The sequence below is a fragment of the Alteromonas sp. S005 genome (assembly GCF_036864475.1).
Taxonomy (GTDB): domain Bacteria; phylum Pseudomonadota; class Gammaproteobacteria; order Enterobacterales; family Alteromonadaceae; genus Alteromonas.
Map to the genome: position 1 here is coordinate 269,705 of NZ_JAZETN010000002.1, position 22,808 is coordinate 292,512.

The window sequence follows — 22,808 nt, forward strand, 5'->3', positions numbered from 1 at the left end:
ACCTCACGAATTTAGCTTATTCGATGAAAGAAGCTGGAAGCGCGGTACCCCGCTTGAGGGGGATGCGACTTTTTTTGCCCAATACAGCTTCATAGTGTTCAGGCGAAAGTCCGAAACCCGGTCTAATAATGCGAATGTTTTCTCTGGTCAAAAGCTCGCCCTCTTTAATGTCTTTGACAACATAGATTGAGCGACGGTAGTTACGGCTGGCTTTTTCACCATCAGAGGGGGCTTTTTGAACCGTCCCCAACGCCTCAAAGCCATTCTTGACCAAATCAACCATTTGCTTAAACTCGCTTGGCTTCATAGAAAAGTGGCTATCAACTCCCTCGTGTCCATCTAGACATAAGTGCTTTTCGATAACGCGTGCGCCGAGGGCCGTAGCAGCTACCGGTGAAGCCGCACCTAAAGTATGGTCTGACAGTCCTGTAAAACAGTGATGTTTTTCACGCATGTAAGGTATTGTCTTTAAGTTGGCATCTTCATACTTGGCTGGGTAAGCACTGGTGCATTTGAGCAAAACGACTTTATCATTTCCTTGTTCTCTCACAGTACTCATTGCGGCTTCAATTTCCTTTTCCGTAGCCATCCCTGTAGACATTATTATGAGTTTTTGCGTAGATGCGACTTTTTTTATTAAGGGGATATCCGTTAATTCAAACGAGGCAATTTTATAAATCTCATTATCAAGAGACTCTAGAAAGTCGACAGCAGTTTCATCAAAAGGAGTAGAAAATGGGATCATGCCATGTTCCTTGCACTTATCGTATATCGGCTTGTGCCATTCCCACGGTGTACTGGCCTCTGAGTACAAGTCATAGAGTGTCCGCTTTTCCCACTTTTCACCGGTTCCTGTCACTAAGAAGTCGGGCTCATTAGAGTCAATAGTCATTGTGTCAGCGGTATAGGTCTGCAGTTTGAATGCATCAGCGCCCGCCTTTGCAGCCTCTTCAACCAAACGCAATGCGACGTCTATTGAGTTGTTATGGTTACCTGATAACTCAGCGACTATAAAAGGAGCATCTTCGTCACTGATGGTACAGTTTGAGAGTTCAATAGGTTTAAGGTTTGTGCCGTTCATGGGTGTCCTACGATATGCTGCTTGGTTGCTTTCCATCCAATATTCGCCACGGCATCAACAATACTTAAATGGCTTACAAAACCACTGGCGTGATATTGTGGATAGGGTGTTGGACGAAAGTCTTGATAGGTAACGCTATCTAGCGCGTTTTGTAATATGCCTTCAGCTTCAATATAGTCCTGTGACCCCCTTGGGCTAAGGTAATGATTAGCGTTGACTGACTGACATATTTTCAAAAGATGATGTGACTTTTTACCGTCACAGTGAAGCGAAGACGCCTTGACGAAACTTGCATTGAAGCCGAGTAGATCTGAAATGCTGCTGATTATATGCTGATTAAAAAGCGACAATTTATCTGAAGGCGCATGTTCAACGATTGATAGCAATTCGGAGCAATCATTAAAAAAAGGGGTTTTCGCATAGTTGTATGTGATCGTTTTTATTAGCTTATTTTTCCATTCTGTATTCTGGCTAATATCAACATCGCAAATCAGCGTATCTCTACTCGTTTTCTGAATAGGACAAGAAACCCAGTTTACAGTTTGCCCCGTGAACAGTCTGTTTCTTGTCTGCCATGACCTTTTATCTAATTGAACGTCATCAAGAAAAACAAATGTGTCTACTTTGCTTATAAGATTGAAATACCCCAACCACGGTAAAAAAGTCGGCTGCATTATCGCGCACAATGTGTCTTGTTTGACGGGGTGAGTTGATATAGTCATCGTGATATGGCGCTCTACTAAAACCCTTGTTTATACGCGTAAATGGTAAATTCAAAAGGTATAGAATGAGACTTAACATCGTAATCATGTCTTAACGTCACATAGGGAGATAAGTTGCGTTTGCAATAATCAAACAGGCTCAAGGGGTCATGGTAATGAAGATGGGTGTCCTGATAATCTACATAAGTCGACAATGCATTAAATGCTATCCCTTTTTTACAGGTCCGCCACATTGCATTAAGGGTGTTTTCAGTAAAGGCAGCATTATCCTCCATCTTATTATTCAGCATGCCGCTTAGAACGACATAGTCGGTCTCAATACTAGTGTCATCTTTGTTGACATCAAAGGTATGAAAAGAAGCGTTCTGGTCAGCATCATATTGGTCTTTCGCGCTGTGTATAAAGTCCTCGACAAAATCGTAACCATGATAGGGGATATCGCCAAACCGCTCGCGGACAAGTGGTAATATGTCGGCTAATCCACAGCCCATATCGCTGATACTTGTCATTGAATCCGCAACATCAAGAAGAATTTCAAAGCGATTTATCTGACTTTCTTTCGAAGAGTATTGAACAGAAACATGATCTCTTCCATGCTGTTTAAATAGATTACTGTAGTGCTCTTTAATCTTATCACTCACCAGTTTACTCCTAAGCATAGTGTTCATCAAAAATCGCCGCCGCAGTTCTTGCAGTGGCATTATCTTCAAAGTGTGTGCATGACGCCTGAACGAGATGTTTGCGCAGTTTCAAAGCTTTATCGGCTGTTTCAATTAATTCTTGAGATGACCAGTTAAACGCAGAACGGTCTTTTTGTTCGACCTCATTTGCTAAGCTTATACTACGCACTGCCGTTGCAGCGCTTCCGACTGCATAACACAGGTTAGCATCCTGAAACGCCAGCGTTTCTGCGTATTGTTCAGGCGTTTGGGCAACCACAATATTTGGAATCCCACAATACGCACTTTCATATTTTATTAATCCACCTCCAGACACGACAAGATCCGCTTTTTCATAAAGTGACGCCATATCTCGAGTTCTAATTATATGTTGATAGCGCTTAATTTTTGTCAAAGAAGAATAAGCGCCTAACAAACTTACGCTATATTGTTTGTTTAGCGATAATAAGTCGGCAATATGAGGACCTATTGACAGCCTATCATGTCCTCCAATTGCTATTAGCACATTGGATATTTCCCTAACTTTTTCGGCTTGATAATGAGATAGATGTATTTTCCGGACTCTGTCTAATGCTTTATTACACAGAAAATATCGTGGGCCTAACAGTTGTTGTTTTGCGGTGTACTTATATCGGTTTGCTGCAACAGTAAAATTTATTATCGTGTCTACGCTTGATTGAGAGGTATTACCGAAGTCATCAATAACACAGACTTTAAACTGTTGGTGCAATTTTTTTGTGTGCTCTTCTGTCAGTTTATAAGTGTCACATAAAACCGCACGGGCAGACAGTGATAGGGTTTGTGCTATTGCACCGTCTATATCCACGGCATCAACTTTGAAATAGCCTCTATCACTTAATAACTCAGAAAGTGAAGCGTCGAAGTTTCCGACCCAGTAAATTGAAATTCCATATATCGTTCTTAACGCGTCCACTAAGTGCAAACATCGAAAAAAATGTCCAAAACCTACGTCGCTATTTGCTTCACACACAACGATTAAACGGTTAGTCGATGCTGCCCCTGTACTTTTGAAGGTGGTCATAGGTGTCGATCTTCACAATAAACTGATTGACGTTTCAATCGCTTGAAACACTAATCTTATAAAGTCGCTCGGCATAGTCCCAATCTTCGGGGGTATCAATATCCTGAGATTTCCATCGCGATAACTCATATACACTGGCTCGAGTAGAGTACACGATCCTTTCTTCCTCAAAAGCGTCTTTTCGTCCCCAATAGAACATGCCAGCATCGTGAAATGTATGGGTTAATTCCTGTGAACGCTTATTGAGGTTACTCTCGAATAACATTGCGAGTTCGTTTTCTTCGTTAAAGTAAAGGGCGCGTTGGATCGGTGAGGCGTAGGAAACAACAGAAAAAATGTAATCTTTGTCGGTGGCTATCCATTGAGAATATGCAGCATCAATATCGAATGAACTGATCAATGGAGCAGCTGGATAAATTAGGCAAACATTTTCTATGACATGATTCAGCGATAATTGAGACAACGCATGCGAAATAACTGGCATTGTCGGCGTATCGTCTTGGGCAAGAGAAGCAGGACGTAAAAAAGGCGTTTTAGCCCCGTATTGTTGCGCTATTTCGGCTATTTTTTCGCTGTCAGTAGATACAATCACTTCGTCGATGGCGTCAGATGCTAGCGCTTGCTCAATCGAGTAAGCAATTATGGGCTTTCCTGCAAAGTGTTTGATATTTTTATGTGGTATACGTTTACTGCCGGCTCTTGCTGGTATTATCGCTACGTTCATGGTGCAAAGCTCTTGTTTTAGCTTCTTTGGTGTTTAGGATATTGCCTAAAGTTCAGATGCTATTTTGTCTACTAACGTAGTTAAGTTATCGGTAACGAATTCAATTTCTGAAGGTGTTAGTTTTGGATACAAAGGCAGTGTTATGGCTTCCTGGTAGTACCGTTGCGCATTCGGCAAACAGTAATCTTGCGGTAACCTTGAACGATAGTAGGGCTGTAAGTGAATGGGAATGTAGTGAACGTGCGCAAAAATTCCCTCTGACCTCAAAGACTCGACCATGTATTTGTGTTGAGGTTGATTAATACCGTCAATACGTACTACGTATAAGTGATAACTACTATATACATCAGGCGATATCGCCAAAGGGCTTATTAGGGAGTTCGCTGCCAATTGTTTATTGTACATCAACGCGAGTGAGTTTCGCGCACCCACAAAGTGGTCTAATTTGGAAAGCTGACTCGTGCCTAATGCTGCTTCAACGTCATTCATTCTATAGTTAAAACCTAAGTCAGTCTGTTCATAGTACCAAGGACCGTCAGGAGTATTTAACATTTGGCTGGAATCACTTGTTATTCCATGGCTACGTAACTGCATCATTTTACGCGCTAATTTTTCGTGAGGCGTCAATGCCATTCCACCTTCCATAGTGGTGATTATTTTCACAGGATGAAAACTGAACACACAAATGTCAGCGTATTCACATCGTCCGACTGGCATATTTTCGAAAGCACCACCAATGGCATGAGATGCATCTTCAATGACTTTAAAACCATATTCTTTTGCAAGCGTGTGAATGGTTCTCATATCACATGACTGTCCAGCGAAGTGGACGGGTATCACTACTTTTGGAAGTGTATTGTTCGCTCTAGCCGAAACCAGTTTCTCTTCTAAAGCCTCCACACACATGTTGCCATTATCTAGCGAAATATCGACAAAATCTACGCTAGCGCCACAGTATACAGCACAATTTGCTGACGCGACGAAGGAGTTAGGTGACGTCCACACAATATCATCTTGCCCTACATCCAGGGCAAGACAAGCGAGATGCAGTGCTGACGTAGCACTGTTGACAGCGACAGCGTGATTTACACCGCAGTAGTCGGCAACCGCGCTTTCAAATTTAGGAACGCAAGGGCCCTGGGTTAGCCAATCTGATTTTAAGGCGGAGATAACCGCTTCTATATCTTTGTCATCGATATCTTGTCGGCCATAAGGAATCACTTCGCGGGAGCTCCGTTAAATTTGACTATTTCTTCAATTGAAAGAAAGTGTGGGTTAGTGTCTGAGACATACTCGAAGCCCTCTGAGACGGTTCTACCGTGCTCATTTAACGCGTTTGACGTGAAATTATTACTCCGATGGAAAAAGCGTATCGCTGGCGCGATAACAAAATGATCATCATATTCGAATGTATGAAATGCCATGTCTCCTGGACACATCATTTCATGAAGCTTTTCACCAGGACGAATACCTACAATCTTGATTGGAATGTGTGGCGCCATGGCTTTCGCAAGGTCGGTTATTCTGATGGAAGGAATTTTGGGAACAAATATTTCTCCCCCGAGCATTCGTTCAAAGTTTTTGAGCACGAAGTCAACACCCTGTTGGAGGGTAATCCAAAAACGAGTCATATCCTGATGTGTAACAGGGATATGATCTGTACCTTCTTCAATAAGCTTCTCGAAATAGGGGACAACAGAGCCTCGAGAACCCACAACATTTCCATATCGCACAACGGAAAAGCGAGGTTTATTGGCCCCAACCATGTTATTTGCCGCGACAAATAATTTGTCTGATGCAAGCTTTGTTGCACCATATAAATTCACAGGGTTTGCCGCTTTGTCTGTTGAAAGTGCTATGACTTTTTCTACGCCGTTGTCGATTGCTGCATTAATTACATTTTCGGCACCATCAATATTAGTACGTATACACTCGGTCGGATTATATTCTGCTGCGGGAACTTGTTTCATGGCTGCGGCGTGAATGACAAAGTCTACGCCCTGCATTGCGCGGGCAAGTCTGTCTTTGTCTCGAACATCGCCGATAAAAAAACGCATGCAAGGCGCATTGAATTTTTGCTGCATTTCAAATTGCTTCAATTCATCGCGAGAATAAATGATTAAGCGCTTTGGTTTATAGCGTGATAACAATGTTTCGGTGTACTTATGACCAAATGACCCAGTACCACCCGTTATCAAAATAGATTTGCCGTCGAACATGTTCCGCTCGCTTTTTTATGGTTGTGAATTAAATATACCATGTGTCGGCATTATTGCCATAAACCATTAGTTTTTAAAGAGTCTCAGTTGTTGACGATGACCAATATTCGCTCTTAATGTTTGATGTTTTTCAATGAGTATATTTAACGATACATCCGATAAAAGCGCCCACTCGCGTTTTGGTTGCCTATTTACTATACTATTAAAGTAGTAATTGGAGAGGATACTGGTAATGATTAAAGTTGGTTCTGATTCTGGAAATTTGCCACTTGGCCAGATTCAAGAAAAGCAGAACAATCTGCTTGAAAAGCTGGCTTCTGGTAAAAAAGTTAACAATGCCCAAGACGATGCAGCAGCCCAGCAAATCATCGACCGATTAACATCTGAAGTTGAAGGTAACCGCCAATCATTAAATAATGTATATGACGGAATTTCACTTGCACAGGTTGCAGAAGGTGGTTTAGGCAGCATTAATGATGATGTAAACCGTATTCGTGAATTGACCTTGCAGTCAGGCAGTGGTGTTTTGAGTAGTGGTGATCGCCGTGCAATTCAATCTGAAATCACTCAGCTGCAAGAAAACATCTCGCAAACTATCGAGCAAACAAATTTTGCCGGCAAGCCGTTATTATCTGAAAATGGCTCACTAGAATTTCAGTCAGGTTCTAGCCCTGGTCAATCAATTAGCGTTAATACACAGGATGTTGCTGCGCAGCTCAATGATGTTCTATCTATCGATATTACGTCAGGCACTAGTATTGAAGATGCACTAGGTGCAGCAGATGCGGCTATAGAAACCCTCGGCAGTGCGCGGGGCGATTTAGGCGCTACACAAAATCGTTTTGAAAGTGCTGCGCGTTCGCTCACTCAAGCTAACGTAAATACCGCAGAAGCACGGAGCCGTATTCAAGATCTGGATTTTGCGCAAGCCGCTTCGCAACAAGCATCAAATGACGTAATAGGTCAGGCTGCACTTACCGTTCAAGCCCAAGCGAACCAGCAGCAAAGCCAAGTTTTATCATTGTTGAGCTAGGCTTTTTTACGTAGAACTTAGTAAATTTAATCGAAAGAAGCAGGGTAACCTGCTTTTTTTATTGATATATTTCCCAAAACAGCGGTTGCGCTCCGATCTTTTGTCGTTACAATTTAGAAATGCGCTAAACTGTAAATAATAACAAAGCGTTCTCGGGGAATTGATGAAGAACATTTTGCTGATTAGTGATAATCAGGAACTTATTCAAAACTTGGAAACTATCGTTACCTTCATGGGAGAGTCGTGCCAGTCACGAGGCTTCAGTGAATGCGAGCGATACCTCCATGAAAGTGGTGCAGATGCCGTGCTTATCGAGTACCGCTCGCCCACTGCAGTAAGTAATCTGGTAGAAAAGTTTCCACACATACCGTTCGTCGCTTTAGTTGAGAGTAATACACAGGCATCTGCAAGCTGTAACCTGGTTAGTGTTATTGCAACACCATTAACTTACCCAGTTTTAACGCAGGCTATACATCGCTGCCAAGAGTACTCTAGACGCAAACCCGGTTTATCTCGCGCGGCAGGCACGAAAACCCGATTGTTCAGAAGCCTTGTTGGCAAAAGTGAGCAAATCCAAATTGTGCGGCGCTTAGTTGAGCAAGTCGCACCGACCGACGCTACCGTATTGATTTTAGGTGAGTCTGGTACGGGTAAAGAGGTGGTTGCACGTAATGTTCACTTTTTATCTGAACGTAAAGACGGTCCGTTCATTCCGGTAAACTGCGGCGCTATCCCAGGCGAGCTGCTAGAAAGCGAGCTGTTTGGTCATGAAAAAGGCGCCTTTACTGGAGCCATCAGCGCGCGTAAAGGGCGCTTCGAGCTAGCCGAAGGCGGCACATTATTCCTTGATGAAATCGGTGATATGCCCCTTCAAATGCAGGTTAAGTTATTACGTGTGTTGCAAGAACGTATGTTTGAACGGGTAGGCGGGAATAAGCCCCTTCAATGCAACGTACGCATTATTGCTGCAACGCACCGCAACCTTGAAACCATGATCAGTGAAGACAAGTTCCGTGAGGACTTGTACTACCGACTAAACGTTTTCCCAATCGACAGCCCTGCACTTAGACAAAGAAAAGACGACATACCCTTACTTCTTCAAGAATTGAATAGCCGAATTCAAGGGGATGGCGTTGAGAGCGTGCGTTTTACCGAGCAGGCTATAGCCTCGTTAATGGAGCATGAGTGGGCGGGGAACGTTCGCGAACTTTCAAATTTAGTTGAGCGATTAACCATTCTTTACCCTGGTCAAATTGTTGATATTGCTGATTTACCCGAAAAGTATCAGTACGGTGATGTTCAGGCGTACGAGCCAGACTATCCAGAAGAAATGCTTGAGCGAGAAGCCTTTAACGAATTATTTGCCGAGGCTGCTGCACAAGAGCCAGAAGAAGACGTCAACGAGCAGGGCAACGATGGTCTAAATAACATGGTGTCCTCTTCGTTACCTGAGGAAGGCGTCAACCTGAAAGAATACCTTTCTGAGCTGGAAGTGAATCTCATAAAACAAGCTTTGGAAAACCAAGATTGGGTAGTAGCACGTGCCGCCGACAAGCTTGGAATGCGCAGAACCACGCTTGTTGAAAAAATGCGAAAATACGATATCCAGCGTACCGAAGAAGCGTAATGTCAGCTAATTGACGTTACGCATTTACTTAAAAATACCACCTATCCTTTTGATAAATAAGCCAATGTTAAGTTGGCATATCTTCTGCTTTATCTAAGCCATAGTTAAACAGCGTCTGCAATTTGACGAGGATAATATGGCTTTTGACAGCACACTAGAATCTACAGAGTATTTAGCGTCAGCATTTGCGCTCAACGGCGATGGCTCGACGGTAATTCGAGCTGATTATCAAACGTCGAAAAGTGATGATATCGAATCACTGCGATTGCAGGCGAGTCGGCTCGAACATTTGCTTCAAGCAATGCCTGCAGGCGTTATTGTTATCGATGGTAAGGGCATTGTTCGCCAAGCCAACGAACAAGCGAAGGCGCTGTTAGGTGAACCGCTTGAAGAAGAAGTGTGGCGAAGTATTATTACGCGCTCGTTTAAGCCTCGTGCTGATGACGGCCATGAAGTCTCGCTTGTTGATGGAAGACGAGTAAAACTTTCTATTACACCACTGGAAAATGAGCCAGGTCAGCTCATTGTCATCACAGATTTAACTGAAACTCGTCAGCTGCAGGCGCGAGTAAGCCATATGCAGCGCTTGTCTTCCCTCGGGAAAATGGTGGCATCACTTGCCCATCAAATTCGAACTCCACTTTCTGCAGCTATGTTATATGCGTCGAATTTAACGCGCAAAGGCTTAGGCGAAGAAGCGCAAACCCAGTTTGCTAATAAGTTGACTGACAGGCTTAAAGAGTTAGAAAGCCAGGTTAATGACATGCTACTTTTCGCTAAATCGGGCGAAGAGCAGGTGGTCAGCCAGATCAGTTTAGGTGAGCTGTTTTCCTCGATAGAGGGTAGTGCCCATAGCATGGTAGCCCAAGCGCAGCAGACGTTAACGTTTTCAGGATTTGAACAAGATCTTTCTATCACGGGTAACCTCACAGCACTCCAAGGCGCGTTGCTAAACCTTATCCATAATGCAAGCCAAGTTACTCCCAAAGGAGAGCGTGTGCACGTACAGGCAACAGTGAGTGATCACCGTTTACATGTATCTGTGGTCGACAAAGGCCCTGGGGTTCCAGAGAGTCTAAAAGGCAAAATTTTTGAACCGTTTTTTACAACAAAAACGCATGGTACAGGTTTAGGTCTTGCGGTAGTGAAGTCAGTGGTAAATGCGCACAGCGGTTCACTTAACATCATTGACGTACCAGAAGGTGGGGCTTGCTTTAGCGTGTCATTACCGTGCTCGGCGCATGCTAAAACTTCACAAACATTGACTCATGTCGCGTAAGTCATAGGAGAGAATAATGTCTAAAACTACCATACTAATTGTTGAAGATGACGCGGGTTTACGCGAGGCGCTCCTAGACACTCTTTTGCTAGGTAACTATGACGTGGTTGCTGCCGATTGCGCGGAGCAAGCATTGATGATGCTATCGTCACAGAATGTGGACCTAGTGGTTAGCGATATACAAATGGGCGAAATGAGTGGCTTAACGCTGCTAAAAAGTATTAAAGCTAAATTCCCGAATATGCCTGTGTTGTTAATGACGGCCTACGCCACCATTAATGATGCGGTACAAGCGATGCGTGATGGTGCAACTGACTACCTTTCAAAGCCTTTTGCGCCAGAAGTATTACTTAACTTAGTGGGGCGCTACGCGCCTGCACAAAAAATTGAATCACGTACGCCAATCGTAGCTGACCCTTCAAGTTTGAAGCTACTTGAGCTTTCGCGGAAAGTGGCGAAGTCTGAAGCTACCGTTATGGTTATGGGCCCAAGTGGATCGGGTAAAGAAGTGCTATCTCGCTATATTCACGACCAGTCACCGCGAAGCGATGCGCCTTTTGTTGCCATCAACTGTGCTGCTATTCCAGAAAATATGTTGGAAGCCACTTTGTTTGGTTACGAAAAAGGGGCCTTTACCGGCGCTATTCAGGCTTGTCCGGGTAAGTTTGAACAAGCTCAAGATGGCACCCTGTTACTTGATGAAATAACTGAGATGGATTTAGCGCTTCAGGCTAAATTACTGCGCGTGCTGCAAGAGCGTGAAGTAGAGCGTCTTGGCGGCCGAAAAAACGTTAAACTTAATGTGCGAGTTATTGCAACGAGTAACCGAGATCTAAGAAAAGCAGTAGATGCAGGTGAGTTCAGAGAAGACTTATACTACCGCTTAAACGTTTTTCCTATTGAATGGCGTCCTCTATCGGAACGCCCAGGCGATATCGTACCACTTGCAGAGCATCTTGTTCAGCGTCACGCAAGTTCACAGGGTCTAGGAACAATCAGGTTAAGTGCTGCAGCACGCAATAAATTGTCGCAATACAGCTGGCCAGGAAATGTTCGAGAGTTAGAGAATGTGGTTCAGCGAGCACTTATTCTTTGTGAAAACAATGAAATAGATGCAAGCGATCTAATGATTGACGAAGACATGTCGGCCCCGCTTGAAGTTACTCAAGAGCAGGTTGAAGACAACAAATTGGGCTCAGAACTTCGCTATCAGGAGCACCAAATTATTCTTGATACATTAGTCTCGTGCAATGGTAAACGTAAGGACGTTGCGGAAAAACTTGGCATTAGCCCTAGAACCCTTCGTTATAAACTAGCGCGCATGCGTGAAGACGGCATTGAAGTACCGGCTTAATACTGCTGTTTTGAACCTCTCTTTTCATCCCCGTTATCCGTCGCCTCTGTAGTAAAGAAGGCGGCGGTTTTTTGTTGCTCCCATCAAATCAAACGCCATAAATTTGGCTTTCTTCCGTTTTTGACTCTTATCATGTTGATATGTATGGGGTTTTAAAGTTGGCAAGCCCCTTGCTAAATCACTCATATAATTAGTTATTCGCCGTTGTTCAGGCGGTTTTTAAAGAAACGCTAGGAGTGGGTATGGACGTTAAAGCCAATAGTTTGTATCAAGAAATGCAAAACATGATAGGGCAAACTCGTCTTCAAGTTAACGAGCCTCAGCAGCAATCGCTTACTGAAATAAACAGCTCTGCAAGCGATTTCTCGACCATGCTTAAGAACGCGGTTGACGGTGTAAACGGTATGCAGCTTGAATCAAAAGATGCTCAACAGCGCTTTGAAATGGGCGACCCAAGTCTAAGCTTAGCCCAAGTCATGTTAGCGAAAGAAAAGTCTGGCATTGCTTTTGAAGCTACTGTTCAGGTACGTAACAAAGTACTTGAAGCCTATAAAACAATAATGAATATGCCGGTATAGGTGGAGTAGGTTATGGCTGAAGCAACAGGTACAAACCTTACGGTTCCTGATCAAAATCAAACAGCGGACAATGAGCCAGAGAATAAATCTGGTTTCATGGATACGTTAGGTAGCGCAGATATGATGCGCCAAATGGCCCTTGTGGTTGTTTTGGTTATTTGTGTGGCTATTGCTATTTTCATCCTTATTTGGTCACAAGAGCCTGATTATCGCCCCCTTGCTAAGATGGAAACCCAAGAGCTTATCGAAACCCTCGATTATATGGATGCAAACCAAATCGATTATAAGCTTGAAGGCAATACTGTTTATGTAAGAAGTGACGAGTTCCAAAATATCCGCCTAGGTATGACACGCCAAGGGTTAACTAAAACCTCGGATGCAGGTACCGATATCATCATGCAGGACATGGGGTTTGGTGTAAGCCAGCGTGTAGAGATGGAACGTCTTAAACATGCGCGTGAACAACAGATTGCCTCGACCATCGAAGATATCGCAAGTATTCAAAAAGCCAGAGTATTGCTGGCGATGCCAAAAGAAAATGTGTTTGCACGCAGAGAGAAAAAAGCGTCGGCAACCGTTGTGCTAACGGCTAAGCGCGGTGCTGTGATTGCAGGTGAAGAGGTTGATGCTGTTGTCGATATCGTGGCATCAGCAGTACAAAACATGGAGCCGTCTAAAGTAACGGTAACTGACAGCAATGGTCGTCTGCTTAACTCAGGCTCTCAAGATTCAATGAGTGCCCGCGCAAGGAAAGAATACGAAATTGAGCGCCAGCGCGAGCAAGAGTATCTAGAAAAAATTGACGCTATATTGATTCCAGTATTGGGCATAGGTAACTACACGGCGCAAGCTGATGTCACCATGGACTTCACGGCAATGGAGCAAACTCAGCGCAGCTACAACCCTGATTTACCTGCGGTGCGCAGCGAAATGATCATGGAAGAGAATAGCGTAGGTGGCGGCGTTGGCGGTATTCCTGGCGCATTATCTAATCAGCCCCCGTTAGATTCTAATATTCCAGAGAATGCTGTGGGCGGCAGTCAACAAACCATGCCTGGACGCACGGCAAAAGAATCAACGCGCAACTACGAGCTTGATACCACCATTAGCCATACTAAAAAACAAACAGGAGTTATTCGCAGGCTGAGTGTGTCAGTAGCTGTAGACTACACCCAGGTTGCAGGCGAAGACGGCGCTATAACGCCAACGCCACGCAAACAAGAAGAAATTCTTAATATCCGCAGACTATTGCAGGGCGGTATTGGCTTTGACGTAACCCGCGGCGACTCGCTAGAAGTGGTTAGCGTACCCTTTACTCGTATGGATTCAGGTGAAATTGAAGATGCGCCTTTGTGGGAACAGCCAGGCTTTTTGCCAATTCTTAAGCTAGTTGTTGGTGGCTTGGTTATAATAGTACTTATCATCTTTGTAATCAGACCTATGCTGCGTCGTCTTATCAACCCAGATGAATCTAACGAGGCAGATGAGTTTGACGCAGATGAAGGCTTAGATTTAGGCGATGACACAATTAGCATGCTAACGTCTGACTTTGACGAAGGACAGGTAGGCTTTGCGCCAGATGGCTCACTTATGCTGCCTGACTTACACAAAGACGAAGATGTACTTAAAGCCGTACGCGCCCTAGTGGCCAATGAACCAGAATTATCAGCCCAAGTAGTGAAAGGCTGGTTAATGCAAGACGAGTAGTGAGATAAGATTATGGCTGAAGAACTTGCCAATGTTGAAGAACCGTCATACGACGTCAGTAAATTAGAAGGCGTAGAGAAAGCTGCCATCTTACTACTTAGCTTATCTGAAGAAGATGCGGCGCAGATATTAAAGCACCTTGAACCGAAGCAAGTGCAGAAGCTGGGTTCTGAAATGGCGAAAGTGGACGATATGACGCAAACCAAAATCACGTCAGTTCACAAACACTTCATTGAAGAGATTCAGAACTACAGCACTATTGGCTTCCAGAGCCAAGACTTTGTTAAGCGAGCCCTAACTGCGGCGTTAGGTGAAGATAAGGCGGCAAACCTTATCGATCAGATTCTAATGGGTAGTGGTGCTAAAGGTCTAGACTCACTGAAATGGATGGACTCTAAGCAGGTGGCGAGCATTATTCGCAACGAACACCCGCAGATCCAAACCATTGTACTGTCTTATCTAGAACCTGAGCAAAGCGCTGAGATTTTGGCGCAATTCCCAGAAAAAGTACGTCTTGATTTGTTGATGCGTATTGCGAACCTAGAAGAAGTTCAGCCAGCAGCATTGCAAGAGTTGAACGAAATTATGGAGAAGCAGTTTGCTGGTCAAGCGGGAACGCAAGCGGCGAAAATGGGCGGCTTGAAGTCTGCTGCGAATATCATGAACTACTTGGATACCGCGATAGAAGGTCAGCTGATGGACGCTATTCGCGAGCAAGACGAAGAGATGAGTCAGCAAATCCAAGATCTGATGTTTGTATTCGACAATTTAGTCGATGTAGACGACAAAGGCATTCAAGCAATACTACGCGAAGTACAGCAAGACGCGCTGCTTAAAGCCATTAAAGGCGCTGACGAAGAGCTTAAAGATAAAATCATGCGCAACATGTCTAAGCGTGCTGCTGAAATGCTTGGCGATGATCTGGAAGCGCTTGGCCCTGTTCGTATCAGTGAAGTGGAAACTGCACAAAAAGAAATTCTTTCTGTTGCCCGTCGACTTTCTGACTCAGGTGAAATTATGCTTGGCGGCGGTGGCGGTGAAGAGTTCTTGTAAGGGCTCTGATGCCCTTACTGTTGTAGCCGAGGTATAACCAAAGCTTGTAATAACTAGCCTTGTAATAAAGAGTCTTCTAATAAAGAGCCTCGTACTAAAAAGTCTCTGGTAATAAAAAATGTCTGGTAATAAAAATTTCAGTGAAAACGAAATAAACGAAGCTAAAACCTGGGACCTGCCTTTTGTCGATGACCCAAGAGCATCTAGGAAGGATGAACCAACCAATGCACTGAATAAACGCTCAGACTGGAAGTATGAGCCACCTGAAGTTGAAGAGGAAATTAAGCCGCCAACAGCTGAAGAGATTGAAGCTATTCGCCAAGCTGCCTATGAAGAAGGTTTTCAAGAAGGCAAGGAAAAGGGTTTTGAGGAAGGTAAGGCTGAAGGTCTCGAAGCGGGTTTGACCGAAGGTAAAGAACAAGGTCATAACGAAGGTCTGGAACAAGGTTTAGACGAAGGTCGCCAGCAAATGGCAACCCAAGCTGAAGTGTGGCAAATGCTTGCTGAAAAATTTCATGATCCACTTTCGCAAGCTAACGATGAAACGCGTGACCAGTTGGTGAAACTTGCCGTAACTCTTGCAAAAGCAGTTATCAAAACAGAGGTTAGCACTAACCAACAAGTGATACTACAAGCGTTAAGCGAAGGCATCAAAGCGCTGCCCATTAATCAAGCGGATTATCAAATTCACATGAACCCTGACGATATTGAATTGGTAAAAGCCCACTTTGGCGACGAAGAGATTTCTAAAAAAGGGTGGAATTTAATTGAAGCGCCAGCGATGGAACGTGGCGGTTGCGATATTACTACTGTGCAAAATGCCGTCGACGTGTCTATTGAACGCCGTTGCCGCGACGTAATTGATAAATTTTTATTAAACCAAGGTTTGTCAGATGACTAGTCCTTGGCATACTCACTTTGAATCCCTCACAAAACAGATCTCTTCTCCTCCTGTTGTTGCTGCAGGCAAGTTAGTCCGAGGTATCGGTTTAACTCTTGAAGCTGTGGGGTGTCAGTTACCCGTCGGCAGTCAGTGTTTAGTGCAAACTATCGAAGGTGAAATTGAAGCCGAAGTAGTTGGTTTTGGCGATGATATTACTTATTTGATGCCCACCGAAGCGGTGCGCGGCATTGTGCCCGGAAGTCGCGTGATGCCGCTAAATCGACAAAGCGGTTTGCCGGTAGGTATGGGGCTTTTAGGGCGTGTGGTAGATGGCAATGGTCAGCCCCTTGACGGTTTAGGCGAAATAAATGCAGAAGCCCGCGCGCCAACCACTAGACCGCCAATGAACCCGCTTATCCGCCGGCCTATAAACGCACCTATGGATGTTGGCGTGCGCGCCATTAATGCACTCAATACAGTAGGTGTAGGTCAGCGTATGGGGCTTTTCGCCGGAAGTGGTGTGGGTAAAAGTGTGCTACTTGGCATGATGACCCGTGGCTGTGAAGCTGACGTGGTTGTTGTGGGGCTTGTTGGAGAGCGTGGACGAGAAGTAAAAGAGTTTATTCACGAAATCCTCACAGAAGAAGAGCGTCAACGTGCAGTTGTAGTAGCTGCACCTGCTGATACTTCACCTCTTATGCGCTTAAAGGGTTGTGAAACTGCTGTCACCATTGCTGAATATTTTCGAGATAAAGGCATGAAGGTGCTGCTGCTCATTGATTCGTTAACTCGTTATGCCATGGCGCAGCGCGAGATAGCGCTGGCTGTGGGTGAACCTCCTGCAACAAAAGGCTATCCGCCATCGGTCTTTGCTCGATTACCTGCATTAGTTGAACGAGCTGGTAATGGCAGCGAGCGACAAGGCTCTATCACTGCCTTTTATACGGTACTCACTGAAGGCGACGACTTACAAGACCCCATAGCAGACGCTGCTCGTGCCATTCTAGATGGTCACGTGGTTTTATCGCGAACCCTTGCCGATAGTGGTCACTACCCTGCAATTGATATTGAAGCGTCGATAAGTCGCGTAATGCCAATGGTGGTGAGTGAAGAGCATCAATTAATGGCTCGTCGCATTCGCCAGGTTTACTCAAACTACAAACAAAACCAAGATCTTATTTCTATTGGCGCTTACGCAAAAGGCTCCGACCCACGTATTGATTTAGCCATTCGTGCTGAGCCCGCAATCAATGCTTTGTTGCAGCAAGGAATGAAGCAAGTCATTCCTTATGACGAAAGCCTAGAAGGTATGGCAGCGCTTGCCAAAGGGTTAGGGCAGGGATGATGGCTTTGTTAGTCAACAGTAATAAAACGCTCGTGAAGAAGAAATCACAAATCTTGAATAAGGGCGCTAAAAATGTCTAAACAACTAGAGCGTCTAGCCGAGTTTGAGCGAGAAAAAGAGCAGCGAGAAGCCCGGTATTATCAGCAGGCTCAGCAAAACGTAAATCAGCAAAAGCAAAAGCTTACTAGCCTCGAGCAGTACCGTATTGACTATATCAAAGGTATTCAGCAAACCGGTCAAGCCGGCGTTACGGCGACTTATTATCAACAACACTTATCTTTCGTCGGAAAATTAGATAAAGCGTGTGAGCAGCAGATGCAAATGATTGCTCGTGCGCAGATGGCAGCAGACCAGCGCAAGCAAATGTGGCTAAAACAGCAGCAGAAAGTTAAAGCTGTGACCTTGCTACTTGATAAGAAAAAGTTGGCAGAGCAGAAAAAAGAAGCTAAAGCCGAACAGGCCATGATGGATGAATTTGCTACCCAACGATTTTTCAGAGCTAAACGCTCACCTTTCTAATAAATAGTATGTTCTCAAGCCACTTTGGCTCAACCCTTGCTAAATCAATATGAAATGTAACAGCGCGCCATAATTTCAGTGCCCTGGTTATTACGCTCTAACAGCGTACGTTTGAAGTTCTACGCAAGCTATATAGTACGAAATTCAACTAAAGCGAGCATAAAACCTAGTACCGAACGATAGCCACAAAGGGTATCGGAGCAGTGCTAAGTGATTGAAATTAGGATAAGCGTTGGTGGGGTTGCGATCTACTTCTCTTGGTCTGTTTAAATATAACGCCCAGTGATTAACTCGCATCACATTACGTCTTCTTGGTGAAAGACGATATAAATGTAGGACGGTAGGACAATATGCAACAAGTTGCCGCACATAAAACAGACATTGCCGCATTACCTTTTTCTGCTTCTAGCACAGCTAAAGCGGTTGAAACGGGTATTGGTACGCAACAACAAGCGAACAGTGAAAACAACCAAGCATTCAATCGACTTTATCAGGAAGCGAGATCAAGCAAATCAGATTTCGTTCTAAATGACAAAGAGACACTACGATCTAAGCCCCCAGAGGCAGCCCGCTCAACCAGCTCGACTGACGGAACTTCAGCATCCACTGACACAATAAAGAAGGGTAAGGACGGTGATGCAGGTCATACTGACCTTCCCGTTGAAAAACGTGCAACAGACGAGCCTGCTGAGTCTGCGCCGGCTACCAAAGAGCAGAGCGCAGAGGCGCATCGCAGTGCAGGTGATAAACAAAACAATAGTCTGGCAATTGACGAGGCTGAAGGTAAAATTGAGCAAAAAGGGGTAACCGAAGCAGAATTTGTCATTGGAGAAGGTGGCAAAAAAGATGCTGAGGCAGGTGTTATAACCACACCGGGTGCGCCAGATGGAAAGCCGGATAAGGCTGATGAAGAGCCAGACTGGGTTGCCTATGTGGAAATCCTAGCAGATCGCTTTGGTAAGGCTGATAGCAAAGAGCAAACTCAAGGGCAACCAGGTAACAGAGCAACCAATGGTATTTCTGAAATTTTAGACGAGACGGTTAATGTTCTTTCTGTAAAAGAAAACGGAAAGCTTTGGAAAATACCAGACGGTGTAGATGCCAACGACGCGTCCTCGGTAATGGCACATTTACTTTCTCAGCTTAAAAGTGGCAACAGTGAGGGAGATATCGCTATCGAATCCCTTTCGACTGACGCACAACAAACGCTGAGTGCTTTAACTGACCTATTGATTGGCGGCAAAAGCGAACAAAATAGTGCCGGAAGCGAAAAAAATAGTGCCGGAAGCGAACAAAATAGTGCCGATAGCGAACAAAATGGACCTAACAGCGAAGCTAACGCTGAACTTTCTAAATTCCTTACCGAGGATAAGTCAGACCCAAATTCCAATGACCTTTCGACGCTAATAGCGCAACTCTTGCAGCAAAAAGAGATCGATAACGATGTAGAGCAAAGCGTGAGCGAGGGGGCAGAGGGAACGCTGGAAAATAGTAAAAACGCAGCAGATGAATCTCTTGTGTTAAGCCTGTTATCTGATGAGCTTAAAGCGATGCAGCAACAATCGTCAGACGAAGCCAGCTCTCAATTAGAAGCATTGTATTCTGATGCTACCACTGACATAGCCGCTGAAGTAACTATTGACGGAGCCGTTTTGGAAAGTGGCGGTGTGAATACTAACGGAGCTGACAAAAATAAGGTGACAGCATCTGACAATGCACCGATGATGAGTGTACAAAGTGCGGTACCTCAAAGTGCTACACCTCCAAATAATAGCTTTGAAATGACCGGTGATCCGCAAAGTGACTTATTAACTGCGTTAAGTGAACTTTCCCCACAAACTGCACAAAAAGCTACCGAGGCGTTTGCTGAACGCGTCGTTACAGTAATGCCAAGTGGTGCACAACAACAAGCTGTGAAGACAAACATCATTGCCGGTATTAATGAATTCCAGCAACAAGTTCAACAAGGTAGAGAGCCTGGCATCGATTTATCAGCTATCGTGGCTGATGCCGCAAAAGAGGCAGCAGTAAGTACCGACGTAATTGCTTCAATGACGGCAAGGGTCGATAACCAAGCAAGTCAGTTCCTAAATTTAATGACGCAAACGCAAGCCAGTGCTCAACAGGCTTTTGCAAGTATGATGGGACAAACCGATACGGTAATACAAGAAAACTCACAGCTTCGCGCTGAAGCGTCAAAATCTCAGCAGCAGTTTGAAGGCTTTGATAAAGCGGTCAACATTCATAAGCCAGAGGGCCAGCAGCAGCTAAACGAAAAAATCCGCTGGATGGTGAACGCGCGCAACACCATGGCTGAGATTCGACTCGATCCGCCGGAAATGGGCAGTATGCAGGTTCGGGTAAACGTTGCAGGTGACGCGGCAAGCGTGAGTTTCGTTGTGCAGTCTCAACAAGCGAAAGAGGCACTAGCTGATGCGATGCCGAAACTGCGCGACATGCTGTCAGAACAAGGCATTGAACTGGGTGATGCACAAGTAAGAAAAGATAATTCGTCGGGTAACGAAAATGGCCAGCAACTTGCAGAAAACAATGGCAGTAGAAATGGCGCCGGAAACCGTGGAGAAAATGAGGGCTTGGAAGATATCGACGAAACGCGAATTATCGAGCAATCAGTGACGCGGGCAGCCAAGGGCGGAATTGATTTCTACGCTTAAGACAGGGAAAAACTATTATCAATAGGTAGCATGGTGAGATTATTTTAAGACTGCTATGTTTGGAGTATTCGTTCAATTTTGAACGGACAGTTCGATGAACCGCTGCTTAATGCGAGTTAATGGTTGCTGCTACAAGCTGTAGATACCAATTATGGCATTGCCATTTGCGGTGGAACATTGATAATACGTTTTTTCTTAATATTACTGATGAGTTACACATGGCTGATGAAGAGTTACAGGTAGAAGAAGGCGGTAAGAAGAAAGGCAAAATGATGTTGATCATCATTATCGCTGTGGTTCTTGTAGGCGGCGGGGCTGCCGCTTATTTCTTGCTTTTCGCGGGTGGAGATGAGCCAGCGGCCGAGGAATTGGCTGAAGCTGATGCTGCAGCAGCTGCTGCAAGTGCGCCGGCAGCGAGTACAGGTAACGCTGAAATTGGTACGGCACTTTATGTTGCTATGCCGAGACCTTTCGTTTTTAACGTGCCGGGTTCGGGACGAGACCGATTGGTTCAAATTAAAGTACAGCTATTAGTACGCGGTTCTGATAACGAAGAGTTAGCAAAGACGCATATACCGCTTATTGAAGGGACATTACTACAGGCGTTTAGTACGTCAAATGCGGACGACTTGGTAACAGAAGCGGGTAAAATTGAGCTTCGCGAGCAAGCGGTAACGGAAGTGCAAAAAGCATTAAAAGACATTACGGGCAGCGATGTAGTTGAGCGCGTATTGTTTACTGGGTTTGTCATGCAGTAATGCAATGACCAAGTAAGGTAGAAGACGGTGAGTGATTTATTATCTCAAGATGAAATCGATGCCCTATTACACGGGGTAGATGATGTAGAAGAAGAAGAGGTCGGCGGCAGCGACTCTGATGCTTCTACGCTCGAGTACGACTTCTCCTCGCAAGACCGAATTGTGCGTGGGCGTATGCCTACGCTTGAAATCGTTAATGAACGTTTCGCACGTCATATGCGTGTGAGTTTGTTCAACATGATGCGACGTTCAGCTGAAGTATCGATTAACGGTATTCAGATGATTAAGTTTGGTGAATACATACACACATTGTTCGTACCAACGAGTCTAAACATGGTGCGTTTCCGTCCGCTTAAAGGCACGGGGCTAATTACCATGGAAGCCCGTTTGGTATTCATTTTGGTGGACAACTTCTTTGGTGGCGATGGTCGCTATCATGCGAAGATTGAAGGCCGAGAGTTTACGCCCACCGAACGGCGTATCATTCAAATGCTGCTTAAAATAATCTTTGAAGATTATAAAGAAGCATGGGCACCGGTCATGGATGTGTCGTTCGAATATTTGGACTCAGAAGTAAACCCTGCGATGGCGAACATTGTGAGTCCAACCGAGGTTGTAGTTATCAGCTCGTTCCATATCGAACTGGACGGAGGCGGTGGCGACTTCCACGTGTCGCTGCCATACTCAATGCTAGAACCTATTCGCGAACTGCTTGATGCGGGTGTTCAAAGCGATAAAGAAGATACGGACTTACGCTGGAGTAAGGCCCTTCGTGATGAAATCATGGACGTTAAAGTAGCGTTAACCACGCACATGCTAGACGTTGATGTACCACTTCGCGATGTGATGGAGTTTAAACCTGGCGATATCATCCCTGTGGAGATGCCAGAAGCCATCACAGTATTAATTGAAGATTTACCCACGTTCAGGGCTAAGTTAGGTCGCAGCCGCGATAATCTGGCTCTGAAAATTGTAGAGAAAATTGCAAGACCGACTTCAGTGAAGTCTGAGCTACAGTTATTAACCCGCGGTGGGCGCATTATTGATAATGACGCAGAACTGCAAGTACTCGAAGAAGACCTGTAAGGTAGAGGGGAGTTCCCATGAGTGAAGACGGTATGGACGATTGGGCAGCGGCAATGGCCGAACAAGCCGAATCTGAAGCGGAACAAGAGGCTGGCGATAACGAAGACGTACAAGTTGCTGAACTTGACGAATTAACTGACGACGCGCCTATCACGCAAGAAGAAAAGAAAAAGCTAGATACTATTCTAGATATTCCAGTGACTATTTCGATGGAAGTCGGTCGTAGTCAAATTAGTATCCGAAATCTGCTACAGTTGAACCAGGGTTCTGTGGTGGAGCTGGATCGTGTTGCCGGTGAGCCACTAGATGTATTAGTTAATGGCACGTTGATTGCTCATGGAGAAGTAGTAGTGGTCAACGACAAATTCGGTATTCGATTAACGGATGTTATTAGTCAAATTGAGAGAATTAAGAAGCTCAGATAAAACTTCTTATAAAATAAG

Annotated in this window: 21 protein-coding genes; 14 read left to right on the forward strand and 7 right to left on the reverse strand. The window is 44.8% G+C overall.

Annotation, left to right across the window (positions count from 1 at the left end; translation table 11 throughout):
- Positions 1–16: 16 nt before the first annotated feature.
- The 7 genes from pseI to pseB form a co-directional block, all read right to left on the reverse strand.
- Positions 17–1,081 (reverse strand): pseudaminic acid synthase, encoded by a 1,065-nt coding sequence (gene pseI / locus V7R55_RS03745; protein ID WP_334057468.1) that lies wholly within the window; start codon positions 1,079–1,081, stop codon positions 17–19.
- A complete protein-coding gene (locus V7R55_RS03750) occupies positions 1,078–1,803 on the reverse strand; it encodes a WbqC family protein (RefSeq protein ID WP_334057470.1) in 726 nt (241 codons plus the stop codon). The genes pseI and V7R55_RS03750 overlap by 4 nt, the downstream gene beginning before the upstream one ends.
- A gap of 17 nt (positions 1,804–1,820) precedes the next feature.
- The gene (locus tag V7R55_RS03755; RefSeq protein WP_334057472.1) at positions 1,821–2,444 is read right to left on the reverse strand and encodes a class I SAM-dependent methyltransferase; all 624 of its coding nucleotides are present in this window, start codon (positions 2,442–2,444) and stop codon (positions 1,821–1,823) included.
- 10 nt (positions 2,445–2,454) lie between these two features.
- Positions 2,455–3,309 (reverse strand): hypothetical protein, encoded by an 855-nt coding sequence (locus V7R55_RS03760; protein WP_334057474.1) that lies wholly within the window; start codon positions 3,307–3,309, stop codon positions 2,455–2,457.
- A 250-nt stretch (positions 3,310–3,559) separates the two neighbouring features.
- Positions 3,560–4,249, reverse strand: coding sequence for a pseudaminic acid cytidylyltransferase (gene pseF, locus V7R55_RS03765; protein ID WP_334057476.1), 690 nt, complete (start codon positions 4,247–4,249; stop codon positions 3,560–3,562).
- A 45-nt stretch (positions 4,250–4,294) separates the two neighbouring features.
- Positions 4,295–5,470: a UDP-4-amino-4,6-dideoxy-N-acetyl-beta-L-altrosamine transaminase gene (gene pseC / locus V7R55_RS03770; protein ID WP_334057478.1), complete on the reverse strand. Its 1,176-nt coding sequence runs from the start codon at positions 5,468–5,470 to the stop codon at positions 4,295–4,297.
- Positions 5,467–6,468, reverse strand: a complete 1,002-nt coding sequence (gene pseB / locus V7R55_RS03775) for a UDP-N-acetylglucosamine 4,6-dehydratase (inverting) (RefSeq protein ID WP_334057479.1) — start codon at positions 6,466–6,468, stop codon at positions 5,467–5,469. Before pseB ends, pseC begins: the two co-directional genes overlap by 4 nt.
- 232 nt (positions 6,469–6,700) lie before the next feature.
- On the opposite strand from pseB, the gene V7R55_RS03780 reads away from it, so the two are divergent.
- From V7R55_RS03780 to fliN, 14 genes are all read left to right on the forward strand, one after another.
- Positions 6,701–7,501, forward strand: a complete 801-nt coding sequence (locus V7R55_RS03780; protein ID WP_334057480.1) for a flagellin — start codon at positions 6,701–6,703, stop codon at positions 7,499–7,501.
- 163 nt (positions 7,502–7,664) lie between these two features.
- Positions 7,665–9,128: a sigma-54 dependent transcriptional regulator gene (locus tag V7R55_RS03785; protein WP_334057482.1), complete on the forward strand. Its 1,464-nt coding sequence runs from the start codon at positions 7,665–7,667 to the stop codon at positions 9,126–9,128.
- Positions 9,129–9,264: 136 nt separating this feature from the next.
- Positions 9,265–10,407, forward strand: a complete 1,143-nt coding sequence (locus tag V7R55_RS03790) for a sensor histidine kinase (protein ID WP_334057484.1) — start codon at positions 9,265–9,267, stop codon at positions 10,405–10,407.
- Positions 10,408–10,423: 16 nt separating this feature from the next.
- A complete protein-coding gene (locus tag V7R55_RS03795) occupies positions 10,424–11,761 on the forward strand; it encodes a sigma-54-dependent transcriptional regulator (protein WP_334057486.1) in 1,338 nt (445 codons plus the stop codon).
- A gap of 242 nt (positions 11,762–12,003) precedes the next feature.
- Positions 12,004–12,339, forward strand: coding sequence for a flagellar hook-basal body complex protein FliE (gene fliE / locus V7R55_RS03800; protein WP_334057488.1), 336 nt, complete (start codon positions 12,004–12,006; stop codon positions 12,337–12,339).
- A 12-nt stretch (positions 12,340–12,351) separates the two neighbouring features.
- Complete coding sequence (gene fliF / locus V7R55_RS03805) at positions 12,352–14,046, forward strand: flagellar basal-body MS-ring/collar protein FliF (protein WP_334057490.1); 1,695 nt, start codon at positions 12,352–12,354, stop codon at positions 14,044–14,046.
- Between the two features lie 12 nt (positions 14,047–14,058).
- On the forward strand, positions 14,059–15,099 hold the full coding sequence (gene fliG / locus V7R55_RS03810; RefSeq protein WP_025254367.1) for a flagellar motor switch protein FliG: 1,041 nt from the start codon (positions 14,059–14,061) through the stop codon (positions 15,097–15,099).
- A gap of 118 nt (positions 15,100–15,217) precedes the next feature.
- Positions 15,218–16,000 carry a flagellar assembly protein FliH gene (gene fliH / locus V7R55_RS03815; protein ID WP_334057493.1) on the forward strand — a complete coding sequence of 261 codons (783 nt, stop codon included), beginning with the start codon at positions 15,218–15,220 and terminating at the stop codon, positions 15,998–16,000.
- Positions 15,993–17,327, forward strand: a complete 1,335-nt coding sequence (gene fliI, locus V7R55_RS03820; protein WP_334057494.1) for a flagellar protein export ATPase FliI — start codon at positions 15,993–15,995, stop codon at positions 17,325–17,327. The genes fliH and fliI overlap by 8 nt, the downstream gene beginning before the upstream one ends.
- A 72-nt stretch (positions 17,328–17,399) precedes the next feature.
- Positions 17,400–17,846: a flagellar export protein FliJ gene (gene fliJ, locus V7R55_RS03825; protein ID WP_334057496.1), complete on the forward strand. Its 447-nt coding sequence runs from the start codon at positions 17,400–17,402 to the stop codon at positions 17,844–17,846.
- A gap of 350 nt (positions 17,847–18,196) precedes the next feature.
- Entirely contained in the window at positions 18,197–20,521 is a 2,325-nt protein-coding gene (locus tag V7R55_RS03830) for a flagellar hook-length control protein FliK (protein WP_334057497.1), read from the forward strand.
- 218 nt (positions 20,522–20,739) lie between these two features.
- Positions 20,740–21,279, forward strand: a complete 540-nt coding sequence (gene fliL, locus V7R55_RS03835; RefSeq protein WP_039223619.1) for a flagellar basal body-associated protein FliL — start codon at positions 20,740–20,742, stop codon at positions 21,277–21,279.
- 27 nt (positions 21,280–21,306) lie between these two features.
- Complete coding sequence (gene fliM / locus V7R55_RS03840) at positions 21,307–22,365, forward strand: flagellar motor switch protein FliM (RefSeq protein ID WP_334057501.1); 1,059 nt, start codon at positions 21,307–21,309, stop codon at positions 22,363–22,365.
- A 17-nt stretch (positions 22,366–22,382) separates the two neighbouring features.
- Positions 22,383–22,790 (forward strand): flagellar motor switch protein FliN, encoded by a 408-nt coding sequence (gene fliN / locus V7R55_RS03845; protein ID WP_014948639.1) that lies wholly within the window; start codon positions 22,383–22,385, stop codon positions 22,788–22,790.
- Positions 22,791–22,808: the final 18 nt, after the last annotated feature.

Excerpts from the sequence above, each read along its gene's own strand:
- V7R55_RS03780 (WP_334057480.1), top strand. The coding sequence starts at position 6,701 with ATGATTAAAGTTGGTTCTGATTCTGGAAATTTGCCACTTGGCCAGATT.
- V7R55_RS03790 (WP_334057484.1), top strand. The coding sequence starts at position 9,265 with ATGGCTTTTGACAGCACACTAGAATCTACAGAGTATTTAGCGTCAGCA.
- fliF (WP_334057490.1), top strand. The coding sequence starts at position 12,352 with ATGGCTGAAGCAACAGGTACAAACCTTACGGTTCCTGATCAAAATCAA.
- fliL (WP_039223619.1), top strand. The coding sequence starts at position 20,740 with ATGGCTGATGAAGAGTTACAGGTAGAAGAAGGCGGTAAGAAGAAAGGC.
- fliI (WP_334057494.1), top strand. The coding sequence starts at position 15,993 with ATGACTAGTCCTTGGCATACTCACTTTGAATCCCTCACAAAACAGATC.
- pseI (WP_334057468.1), bottom strand. The coding sequence starts at position 1,081 with ATGAACGGCACAAACCTTAAACCTATTGAACTCTCAAACTGTACCATC.
- pseB (WP_334057479.1), bottom strand. The coding sequence starts at position 6,468 with ATGTTCGACGGCAAATCTATTTTGATAACGGGTGGTACTGGGTCATTT.
- fliH (WP_334057493.1), top strand. The coding sequence starts at position 15,218 with ATGTCTGGTAATAAAAATTTCAGTGAAAACGAAATAAACGAAGCTAAA.
- fliJ (WP_334057496.1), top strand. The coding sequence starts at position 17,400 with ATGTCTAAACAACTAGAGCGTCTAGCCGAGTTTGAGCGAGAAAAAGAG.
- V7R55_RS03785 (WP_334057482.1), top strand. The coding sequence starts at position 7,665 with ATGAAGAACATTTTGCTGATTAGTGATAATCAGGAACTTATTCAAAAC.
- fliG (WP_025254367.1), top strand. The coding sequence starts at position 14,059 with ATGGCTGAAGAACTTGCCAATGTTGAAGAACCGTCATACGACGTCAGT.
- V7R55_RS03830 (WP_334057497.1), top strand. The coding sequence starts at position 18,197 with ATGCAACAAGTTGCCGCACATAAAACAGACATTGCCGCATTACCTTTT.
- fliE (WP_334057488.1), top strand. The coding sequence starts at position 12,004 with ATGGACGTTAAAGCCAATAGTTTGTATCAAGAAATGCAAAACATGATA.
- pseF (WP_334057476.1), bottom strand. The coding sequence starts at position 4,249 with ATGAACGTAGCGATAATACCAGCAAGAGCCGGCAGTAAACGTATACCA.
- V7R55_RS03750 (WP_334057470.1), bottom strand. The coding sequence starts at position 1,803 with ATGACTATATCAACTCACCCCGTCAAACAAGACACATTGTGCGCGATA.
- fliN (WP_014948639.1), top strand. The coding sequence starts at position 22,383 with ATGAGTGAAGACGGTATGGACGATTGGGCAGCGGCAATGGCCGAACAA.
- V7R55_RS03795 (WP_334057486.1), top strand. The coding sequence starts at position 10,424 with ATGTCTAAAACTACCATACTAATTGTTGAAGATGACGCGGGTTTACGC.